At 74.7% G+C, this 10009-nt stretch carries 11 protein-coding genes; 1 reads left to right on the top strand and 10 read right to left on the bottom strand.

Going from position 1 to position 10009, the window contains the following annotated elements:
* Positions 1–128: 128 nt before the first annotated feature.
* From ACI79P_RS19510 to dacB, 10 genes are all read right to left on the bottom strand, one after another.
* Positions 129–644: a DUF3180 domain-containing protein gene (locus tag ACI79P_RS19510; RefSeq protein ID WP_456582716.1), complete on the bottom strand. Its 516-nt coding sequence runs from the start codon at positions 642–644 to the stop codon at positions 129–131.
* A gap of 8 nt (positions 645–652) precedes the next feature.
* On the bottom strand, positions 653–1159 hold the full coding sequence (gene folK, locus ACI79P_RS19505) for a 2-amino-4-hydroxy-6-hydroxymethyldihydropteridine diphosphokinase (protein WP_456582715.1): 507 nt from the start codon (positions 1157–1159) through the stop codon (positions 653–655).
* Positions 1156–1524 (bottom strand): dihydroneopterin aldolase, encoded by a 369-nt coding sequence (gene folB / locus ACI79P_RS19500; protein WP_456582714.1) that lies wholly within the window; start codon positions 1522–1524, stop codon positions 1156–1158. The genes folK and folB overlap by 4 nt, the downstream gene beginning before the upstream one ends.
* On the bottom strand, positions 1511–2371 hold the full coding sequence (gene folP, locus ACI79P_RS19495; protein ID WP_456582713.1) for a dihydropteroate synthase: 861 nt from the start codon (positions 2369–2371) through the stop codon (positions 1511–1513). The genes folB and folP overlap by 14 nt, the downstream gene beginning before the upstream one ends.
* Before the next feature lie 13 nt (positions 2372–2384).
* A complete protein-coding gene (gene folE / locus ACI79P_RS19490; RefSeq protein ID WP_456582712.1) occupies positions 2385–3002 on the bottom strand; it encodes a GTP cyclohydrolase I FolE in 618 nt (205 codons plus the stop codon).
* A 73-nt stretch (positions 3003–3075) separates the two neighbouring features.
* A complete protein-coding gene (gene ftsH / locus ACI79P_RS19485; protein ID WP_456582711.1) occupies positions 3076–5046 on the bottom strand; it encodes an ATP-dependent zinc metalloprotease FtsH in 1971 nt (656 codons plus the stop codon).
* Between the two features lie 171 nt (positions 5047–5217).
* Positions 5218–5787, bottom strand: coding sequence for a hypoxanthine phosphoribosyltransferase (hpt, locus tag ACI79P_RS19480; RefSeq protein WP_456582710.1), 570 nt, complete (start codon positions 5785–5787; stop codon positions 5218–5220).
* Positions 5788–5801: 14 nt separating this feature from the next.
* On the bottom strand, positions 5802–6830 hold the full coding sequence (gene tilS, locus ACI79P_RS19475; RefSeq protein ID WP_456582709.1) for a tRNA lysidine(34) synthetase TilS: 1029 nt from the start codon (positions 6828–6830) through the stop codon (positions 5802–5804).
* A gap of 5 nt (positions 6831–6835) precedes the next feature.
* A complete protein-coding gene (locus ACI79P_RS19470) occupies positions 6836–7924 on the bottom strand; it encodes a zinc-dependent metalloprotease (RefSeq protein WP_456582708.1) in 1089 nt (362 codons plus the stop codon).
* 87 nt (positions 7925–8011) lie between these two features.
* Positions 8012–9436 (bottom strand): D-alanyl-D-alanine carboxypeptidase/D-alanyl-D-alanine endopeptidase, encoded by a 1425-nt coding sequence (gene dacB / locus ACI79P_RS19465; RefSeq protein ID WP_456582707.1) that lies wholly within the window; start codon positions 9434–9436, stop codon positions 8012–8014.
* A 56-nt stretch (positions 9437–9492) separates the two neighbouring features.
* Here dacB and ACI79P_RS19460 point away from each other — a divergent pair, with 56 nt between their 5' ends.
* Positions 9493–9987, top strand: a complete 495-nt coding sequence (locus ACI79P_RS19460) for an inorganic diphosphatase (RefSeq protein WP_456582706.1) — start codon at positions 9493–9495, stop codon at positions 9985–9987.
* Positions 9988–10009 lie beyond the last annotated feature (22 nt).

Below are 10009 nucleotides of genomic sequence, written 5' to 3'. Positions count from 1 at the left end.
TGGTGCGGGCATTACCGTGGGACACGAGAACCTCCGGGCGGATGTGGGCCTTAGGAAGCCACACCCCACTCGGAGGTTCTCCTGCGTTCAAGTCCGGCCGCCGTCACCAACGTCCTGGCCGGGTACAGCTAGGCGCTGACCCCGGGGGCCGGCTCGTCGTCGGTCGAGCCGGGCGGCACCCGGCAGGCGGACTCGAGCCACAGCGCCGCGGCGACCAGTGCGAGGGAGGCCAGCAGGCCCAGCAGCGCGGTGACCGTGTCGTTGCCGGCCGCCTGCAGCCGGCCCACGGCGGGGCCGGTGTAGGCGAGGACGCCCAGCCAGACCCCGGTGACGACGGCGCCCACGTAGGCGCTCGCCTGGGCCAGCACCGCGAGCCGCGCGACCAGCATCGGCTCGACCGGGCGGACGCCCGCGGCGTCGCGCCCGGTGGGGCCCCGCCCGGCCCGCGCCTCGCGCAGCGCCCGCAGCCGGGTCGTCAGCACCCGCGCTCCCAGGGCCTCGCCGAGGGCCAGGACCGCCAGCGGCGCGGGCAGCCACCAGCGCAGCGGCGGCAGCTCGCCGTACCAGGCACGCACCAGCAGCCACGCGGCCACGGTGAGCCCGAGGGCGAGGACGACGAGGTCGCGGCGGCGGACGGGGGTCACGGGGCGGCCTAGTGGAGGTGGTCCCAGCGCACGACCGCCGCCACGTCGGCGGGGTCGAGCGCGGCCACCAGGTCGGCGACCCGGCCGCGGCCGGGGAGCTGGGCGGTCGGGTCGAGGGTCGCCCACGGCACCAGCACGAACGCGCGCTCGTGCGCCCGGGGGTGCGGCAGGGTCAGCGCGGGGTCGTCGGAGAGCACGGGCGCGCCGTCGTCGCCGGTCACGGTGACCACGTCGACGTCGAGGGTGCGGGCACCCCACCGCAGCTCGCGGGTCCGGCCGGCCGCCTCCTCGAGCTCCCGGGCCCGCGCGAGCCAGCCCCGGGCGTCCCGATCGCCGCGGACGACGGCGACGGCGTTCAGGTAGGGCGGCTGCTCGACCGGGCCCCACGGCGGGGTCTCGTACAGCGTGGAGCGGGCGACGAGCACGCCGTCGTCCTTCAGCGCGGTGATCGCGGCGCGGAGCGCTCCGGCGCGGTCACCGAGGTTGGCGCCCAGGGAGAGGACGGCCCGGCTCATGCGCGCTCGCGCCGGATGGTCACCGTCACGTCGTCGAACGGCACCCCGAGCTCGGCCTCCGGCTTGTGCACGGTGATCTCGACGGCGTCGACGAGCTCGTCGGCGAGGCAGACGTCGGCCAGCCGCTGGGCGAGCGTCTCGAGCAGGTGCACCGGCTCGCCGGCGAGCACGCGGTGCAGCCGCTGCGCGATGTCGGCGTAGTTCACCGTGCGCGCCAGGTCGTCGTCGGCCGCGGCCGCGGAGGTGTCGAGCTCCAGGACGGCGTCGACGCGGAACACCTGCCCCCGCTCGCGCTCGAAGGCGTAGACGCCGTGGTGGGCGTGCGCGCGGACGCCGCGGACGGCGATGCGGTCAGGGGTGGCCACGGCCGGCTCCTCTCGCCGCGCGGACCGCGGCCACGGTTCGGACGGCGTCCACCGAAGCGCCGGCGTCGTGGACGCGCACGCCCCACGCACCGGCCTCCGCGGCGAGCACCGTGGTCGCCAGGGTCGCGGCGTCGCGCTCCTCGGCGGGACGGGGCCGGCCGTCGGACGCGGCGAGCAGCCGACCCAGGAAGGTCTTCCGGGAGGCGCCGACGAGCACGGGCAGCCCCACGGCGACGAGCCGGTCGAGCCCGGCCAGCAGGGCCCAGTTGTGCTCGGCGCGCTTGGCGAAGCCCAGGCCCGGGTCGATCACCAGCTGGTCGGGGCGCACGCCCGCGGCGACGACGTCCTCCACCCGGGCGGTGAGCTCCGCGCAGACCTCGGTGACGACGTCGCCGTACTGCGCGGCCGCGTACATCTCCCGGCTGTGGCCACGCCAGTGCATGAGCACCCACGGCACCCCGGCGTCGGCGACCAGGTCGGCCATGTTCTTGTCGGCCAGCCCGCCGCTGACGTCGTTGACCAGCACCGCCCCGGCGACCAGCGCGGCCTCGGCCACCTCGGCGCGGGTGGTGTCGACGCTGGTGCGCACGCCCGCGGCGGAGAGCTCGCGGATCACCGGGAGCACGCGGCGGCACTCCTCGTCGGCGTCCACCCGGTCGGCGCCCGGGCGGGTGGACTCACCGCCGACGTCGACGTAGTCCGCGCCCGCGGCGTGCATCGCCAGACCGTGCGCGATGGCGGTGTCCGGGTCGGCGAAGCAGCCGCCGTCGGAGAAGGAGTCCGGCGTGACGTTCAGGACGCCCATCACCAGGCAGCGGCCCGGTCGTGGCAGCGCGGCGGCGGTCATCGACGGGCCCCGCTCACCGGCCGAGGACGAGGCCCATCGCCTCGCTGCGGGTCGCCGCGTTGTCGCGGAAGATGCCGCGGACCGCGGAGGTGACCGTCGAGGAGCCCGGCTTGCGGATGCCGCGCATGGCCATGCACAGGTGCTCGGCCTGGACGACGACCAGCACGCCGCGTGGCTTGAGCACGTCGTCGAGGGCGTCGGCGATCTGGCGGGTCATCCGCTCCTGCACCTGGGGGCGGCGGGCGTAGACCTCGACCAGCCGGGCGAGCTTGGAGAGCCCGGTGACGCGGCCGTCCTCGCCGGGGATGTAGGCGACGTGCGCCATCCCGTGGAAGGGCACGAGGTGGTGCTCGCAGGTCGAGTACATCGGGATGTCCTTGACCAGCACGAGCTCGTCGTGATCTTCCTCGAACGTCGTCGCGAGGACGTCGTACGGGTCCTGCCAGAGCCCGGCCAAGGTCTCCGCGTAGGCCCGCGCGACCCGCGCGGGGGTCTCCTGCAGCCCCGGCCGGTCGGGGTCCTCGCCCACCGCGATGAGCAGCTCGCGGACCGCCGCGGCCGCCCGCTCCTGGTCGACCCCGCGAGCCGGTGCCAGCAGCAGGTCCTCGGGTTCGGCCGGGATCTCGCTCACTGCCCCTCCTCGTCGGCGGTCGTCGTCCGCGTTCGCGGCGCTGCTCCGCCCCCGGGTGAGCTCGGGAGCTCGCTCACCTCTGGACCGGGGCCCCGACGTCGCCGACCGGGGTCGTGTCGTGCCCCGACCCGTTCTGCCCGGCCCGCTCCGCCGGCGTGAGCACCGGCGGCTGGTTGGACGGGGTGCGCTTGCCGAAGCCGTTGTAGGGGGCGAGCGCCGGCCGCTTGGCGACCGGCGCGCAGATGCGCGCCATGTCGTCCTTGGACAGCGTCTCCTTCTCCATCAGCTCCAGCACCAGCTGGTCGAGGACGTGCCGGTACTCGACCAGGATCTCCCACGCCTCGTCGTGCGCAGCCTCGATGAGCGCGCGGATCTCCGCGTCGATGTCGGCGGCGACGGCTTCGGAGTAGTCGGGGCGGGAACCCATGTCCCGGCCGAGGAACGGCTCGGAGTTGCTGCTGCCGTACTTCACCGCACCCAGCTTGGCGCTCATGCCGTACTGGGTGACCATCGCGCGGGCCATGGAGGTGGCCTTCTCGATGTCGTTGCCGGCACCGGTGGTCGGCTCGTGGAAGACCAGCTCCTCGGCCGCCCGCCCGCCGAGGGCGTAGGCGAGGGTGTCGATCATCTCCGACCGGGTCTGGGTGTACTTGTCCTCGGTCGGCAGCACGAGGGTGTGCCCCAGCGAGCGCCCGCGCGGAAGGATCGTCACCTTGTGCACCGGGTCCAGGTTGGGCAACGCGTGCGCCACCAGGGCGTGCCCGCCCTCGTGGTAGGCGGTGACCTTCTTCTCCTTCTCGCTCATCGCCCGGGTCTTGCGCTCGGGGCCGGCGATGACGCGGTCGATCGCCTCCTCGAGGGTGGCGTCGGTGATCAGCGAGCCGTTGTTGCGGGCGGTGAGCAGCGCGCCCTCGTTGAGCACGTTGGCGAGGTCGGCGCCGGTGAAGCCCGGCGTGCGGCGCGCCACGGTCTCGAGGTCGACGTCAGGCGCGAGCGGCTTGCCCTTGGCGTGCACCTCGAGGATCCGCTTGCGGCCCTCCAGGTCGGGGCGGTCGACGGCGATCTGCCGGTCGAAGCGGCCCGGGCGCAGGAGCGCGGGGTCCAGGACGTCGGGCCGGTTGGTGGCGGCGATCAGGATGACCCCGCCCTTGACGTCGAAGCCGTCCATCTCGACGAGCATCTGGTTCAGCGTCTGCTCGCGCTCGTCGTGGCCGCCGCCCATGCCGGCGCCGCGCTGACGACCGACGGCGTCGATCTCGTCGATGAAGATGATCGCCGGGGAGTTCTCCTTGGCCTGGTTGAACAGGTCGCGGACCCGGCTGGCGCCGACGCCGACGAACATCTCGACGAAGTCCGACCCGGAGATGGAGAAGAACGGCACGCCGGCCTCGCCGGCGACGGCGCGGGCCAGCAGGGTCTTGCCGGTGCCGGGCGGGCCGAACAGCAGCACACCCTTGGGGATCTTCGCGCCGACGGCCTGGAACTTGACCGGGTTGGCGAGGAAGTCCTTGATCTCGTGCAGCTCCTCGATCGCCTCGTCCGCGCCGGCGACGTCGGAGAACGTCGTCTTCGGCATGTCCTTGGTGATCTGCTTGGCCTTGGACTTGCCGAAGGCCATGACGCCGCGGCCGCCGCCCTGCATTGAGTTGAACAGCCAGAAGAGCAGCAGGAGCAGGATCAGGAAGGGCAGGAAGCTGACCAGCAGGCTCACCAGGAGGCTGTCCTGGGTGACGTTGGTGTCGAACTCCTCGCCCTCCTGGGCGCGCAGGAGGTCGACGATGTCGCCCTCGACCGCCACCGGGTAGGACGTCGTCACCTCGGTGCTGCCCTCGACCTCGTCGGCGAGGTCCAGGTCGAGGGTCTGCTCCTTGGTGTTGAGCGTGGCCGACTCGACGTTGCCGGTCTCGATCTGCTCGAGGGCCGTCGAGGTGGTGATCTCCTGCCTGCTGCCCTCGCCGCTGAACAGCGACGAGACGGTCAGGGCCAGCAGGATGACCAGGACGACCCAGAACCACACCGAGCGGAAGATCTTCTTACGTTCCATACACCGATGCCGGGCGCCCGTGGGCGCCCGTCGACCCTCCTGATCGTCCCGGGGACGCCGCCAAACGGCCCGGGCAGGGACCCCGGCGCTCGGGCAGCGTCGTCGGGATCGACGGTACACCGGTGGACCTGGGGATCTCCTGCGTGCGAGCTGGGAGCTCCGGCGCTTCCCTCAGGAGGAGTAGACCGCCGGCTTGAGCGTGGCGATGTAGGGGAGGTCGCGGTACCGCTCGGCGTAGTCCAGGCCGTACCCGACGACGAACTCGTTGGCGATGTCGAAGCCGATGTACTTGACCGGGACGTCGACCTTGACCGCGTCGGGCTTGCGCAGCAGGGCGCAGACCTCGAGTGACGCCGGCGCCCGGCCGCCGAGGTTCTTGAGCAGCCAGGACAGCGTCAGCCCGGAGTCAATGATGTCCTCGAGCACCAGCACGTGCTTGCCGGTGATGTCGCGGTCGAGGTCCTTGAGGATGCGCACGACGCCGGAGGAGCTGGTGGACGACCCGTACGAGGAGACCGCCATGAACTCCATCTGGGTGGGCAGCTGCAGCGCGCGGGCGAAGTCGCTCATGAACAGCACCGCGCCCTTGAGCACACCGACGAGGAGGACCTCCCGGCCGGCGTAGTCAGCGGCGACCGCGGCGGCGAGCTCGGCGATCTTGCCGCGGATCTCGTCCTCGCTGAGCAGGACGTGGTCGATGTCCGGGCCGTAGCCGTGGTCGGGACCGAGTGCGCCGGGCATGCTGGCAGGCTCCGTCACGGAGTGTGCTCCTCGTGGGGTGCGGGTCCGGGGGTGCTCCGCCGGTGCTCCGGCGGCAGCAGCACCAGAGTGCCAGACGCCCGGTCGACGCCCGCGCCGCCGGGTAGGTCGACCACCCCCTGCCCCCGCCAGCGGGTGACCAGGCTCTCGACCGCGCTCAGGTGGACCGCCTGCAGGTCGGGGACGCCGGCGCCGCGCAGCCAGCCGCGCAGCACCCGCCGGCGGAGCGCGGCCGGCAGCGCCCCGAGCGGCCGGGCGGGCAGCCCGCCGTCCCCGGCTTCCGCGGCCAGCCGCGCCAGCTCGGCGGCCGCCAGGTCGTCGAGGGCGTCGAGGTCCTCCCGCAGCAGCTGGGCGGTGCGGGCCAGCGCCGGGGCGACGCCGCCCCCGAGGACCTCCTCCAGCAGCGGCAGGGCCTCGGTGCGCAGCCGCACCCGGGTGTAGGCGGGGTCGGCGTTCCACGGGTCGTCCCACACGGGCAGGCCCTGGTCGGCGCAGGCCTGCCGGGTGGTGGCCCGGCGCACGCCGAGGAGCGGGCGCCACCAGCGGACGCCGTCGGCGGCGCGCTCGGGCACCATGCCGGCCACCGAGCGGGGGCCCGAGCCACGGCCCAGGCCGAGGAGGACGGTCTCGGCCTGGTCGTCGAGGGTGTGGCCGAGGGCGACGCGGGCGCTGTGCTCCCGCGCCGCGGCGCCCAGCGTGGTGTAGCGGGCGGCGCGGGCGGCGGCCTCCGGGCCACCGCCGGCGCCCACCCGGGCGGTGAGCACGAGGACCGGGTCGAGCCCGAGCCCGCGCAGCACCGCGGCGGTGCCCTCCGCGCGCGCGGCCGAGCCCGGCTGCAGGCCGTGGTCGACGGTGACCCCGCCGACCCGCGCGCCGGCGTGGCGTGCCTCGAAGGCGAGGGCGGCGGCCAGGGCCACCGAGTCCGCTCCCCCGCTGCAGGCGGCGAGCACCGGCCGGTCGTCGGCGTGCAGCCCCTCGCGGACCGCGCGCCGCAGCTCCGCGACCGCGCGGGGTGGCCCGCTCACCGCTCTCAGGCGGGCAGCGCCGGGCGCCCGAGCACGCGCTCGACCCACAGGTGGGGCGCGGTGAGCTCCTCGATCAGCGGCAGGTTCGCCGGGCCCTCCCAGACGCGGTTGAAGCCCTCCATGCCGGCGAGCTCCACCACGCCGCCGACGAAGTGCCGGCCGTCGGCGTACTGCTTCATCTTCTGCTCCAGGCCCAGCAGCCGGCGCAGCACGCGGTCGAGCGGGCCCCGGCCCTTGCGCCGCTGGGCGAACCGCTTGCGCAGCGTGCGCACCGACGGGACGACCTCGGGCCCGACGCCGTCCATCACGTACTCGGCGTGGCCCTCGACCAGGCTCATCACCGCGGTCACCCGGTCCAGGACCGCCCGCTGCGCCGGGTCGCGCACCAGCGCCATCAACCCCTCGGGGGCGCCGTCCCCGCTACCGCCGCGCACGGCGTCGCCGAGGCTGCGCAGCAGGTCCTGCAGGCGCTCGCGCAGCACGTCGGGGGCCAGGTCGGTGGCGGCGACGAACTCCTCGATCTGCCCCTCGAGGTAGCCGGTGAGCCAGGGGACGCCGGTGAACTGCAGCTGGTGGGTGACCTCGTGCAGGCAGACCCACAGCCGGAAGTCCGACGGGTCGACGCCCAGCTTCCGCTCGGTCGCCACGATGTTCGGCGCCACCAGCAGCAGCCGGCCACCGGTGCCGAAGACCTCGTACTGGCCCAGCACGCGCGAGGAGAGGAAGCCCAGCAGCGCGCCGGCCTGGACCCCGGTGGCGCGCGAGCCGATCGCGGTGGCGAGGGGGCCGGGGCGGTTGCCCGTGCGCTCGGCGAGCTTGTCGACCAGCGGGTCGAGCAGGGCGGCCATGCCGCGGGCGTTGGCGTCCGACCAGCCCGGGCGGTCCACGACGGCGACCTCGGGGACCGGGCCCCCGGGCACCGGCCGCAGCCCGGTCAGGGCCTCGACGTGCGCGACGGCGGTGGCGGCGGCGCGGTGCAGTTCCGCGACGACCGCGGCAGCCTCCTCCCGCGTGGTGCTCGGACCGCTGCTGACCAGCCGGCGGGCCGTGCGTCCGGCGAGGTCCCAGTCGACCATCGAGGAGGCGCTGCTCATTGGCTCACCCTACGCGCGGGCGCCAATCCTCCGGCCTGGTCGAGACGCTCGCCGCGAGCCTGCGAGCGGTGAGGAGCACGGGGTCCTTCAACAGCCGCAGGCGGCGAGGGTCGCGGCGAAGTCGTCGAGCGCCGCCTCCGCGGCCACCTCGCTGCCGGTCGCCTCGTCGGCCACCACGGCGAAGGCCAGGAGCCGGCCGTCCGCCGTCACCACGGTGCCGGCCAGGGCGTTGACCCCCAGGAGGGTGCCGGTCTTCGCGCGCACCGTGCCGGGCGCGGTCGCCGGGTCGTCGTCGCCCCGGTCGGCGAGCGTGCCGTCGTAGCCGGCGACCGGCAGACCGGTCAGCAGGCCCGCGGCGTCGCCGAGGCTGCCGTCGGCGGCGCCGGCGACCAGGGCGGTGAGCAGCTCGGCGGTGACGACGTCCTCGCGGGACAGGCCGCTGCCGTCGGCCAGGGTGACCCCGGTGACGTCGAGCCCGGCCTCGTCCAGCGCCGCGAGGACGGCCTGCGCGGCTCCCTCGAAGGTGGCCGGCTCCCCGCGAGTCAGCGCCACGTGCCGGGCCAGCGCCTCGGCCAGCACGTTGTCGGACAGGGACAGCGCCTGCTCGACCAGGCGGGCGACCGGCGCGGACTCCACGGAGCCGAGGGTGCGCGCGCCGGCGGGGGCCTGGCCGAGGACCACGGCGGCGCCGGGGGCGCCGAGGGCGTCGGCGAGGGCGACGCCCGCGTCCAGCCCGGGCTGCCCGCTGCGCGCGGTCGCACCCGGGCTCACCCGGGCGCCGTCGACGGCGGTCGCGGTGATCGGCGCGGCGTAGCTGGAGGGCGCGTCACCGGGCCCCCAGCCGCTGGCGGTCAGCGGGCCGCTGAACAGCGAGCTGTCGACCACCACGCGGGAGACGGCGGTGCCCGCGGGGAGCGCGGCGACCACCTGGGTGGCCAGGTCGGACATCGTCGGGGCGCCGGGGTAGGTCAGCGACGGCTCGGTGCGCGACAGCGTCGGGTCGCCGCCGCCGACGAGCACCACCTCGCCGGGAGCGGAGCCGGCGACCACGCGGGTCTCGAACGTCTCGGCCGGGTCGAGGGTGGTGAGCGCGGCGGTGGCGGTGAGCAGTTTCGCGGTGGAGGCGGGCGTCAGCGGGGCCCCGGCGTCCCGGTCGTAGAGGACCGCACCGGTGGCGACGTCGACCACCTGGGCCGTCGTCCCCGGACCCAGCGGGGGTCCGGTGACCAGCGGGGTGAGCGCGACCTCCAGGACGGCGGGGTCGGGCACGGGGGCGTCCGAGGACAGCCCGGCCAGCACCGGATCGGCCGCACCGAGGTCGGGCAGCACGGCGTCGGGGACGGCCACGGCGTCACCCCCGGCACCGGCGTCGGGACCCAGGACGACGCCCAGACCGACGCCACCGCCGGCGAGCAGCAGCACGAGCGCGACGATGCCGATCGTGACGCGCCGCCGGAAGCGGCCGTAGTTGGCCGTGACGATCGTCGAGCCGCTCGACGAGATGGTGCCCACCCCCTACAGGGGGGCCTCCGCCGACCGGACCAGCCCCCGTGGGCCACACTACGTTCGTGCAGTTCGACGTGACGGTAGAAATCCCGAAGGGCCAGCGGAACAAGTACGAGCTGGACCATGAGACCGGACGCATCCGCTTGGACCGGATGCTGTTCACCTCCACCCGCTACCCGGCGGACTACGGCTACATCGAGAACACCCTGGGGCAGGACGGCGACCCGCTGGATGCCCTGGTGATCCTCGAGGAGCCGACGTTCCCGGGATGCCTGGTCACGTGCCGGGCCATCGGCATGTTCCGCATGACCGACGAGGCGGGAGGGGACGACAAGGTCCTCTGCGTGCCGGCGACGGACCCGCGGGTGGCGCACCTCAAGGAGATCGAGGACGTGTCGGAGTTCGACCGCCTCGAGATCCAGCACTTCTTCGAGACCTACAAGGACCTCGAGCCCGGCAAGTCGGTCGAGGGCGCCGAGTGGGTCGGCCGCGAGGCCGCGGAGGCCGAGATCCTGGCTTCGATCGAGCGCGCCAAGAACAGCTCGGCGCACCACTGAGGAAGGACCCTCTCGCCCCCAC

The sequence above is a fragment of the Blastococcus sp. SYSU DS0510 genome, from assembly GCF_054050835.1.
The sequence above is the reverse complement of the archived record's forward strand: the minus strand, read 5'-3'. Positions and strand labels throughout refer to the sequence as shown.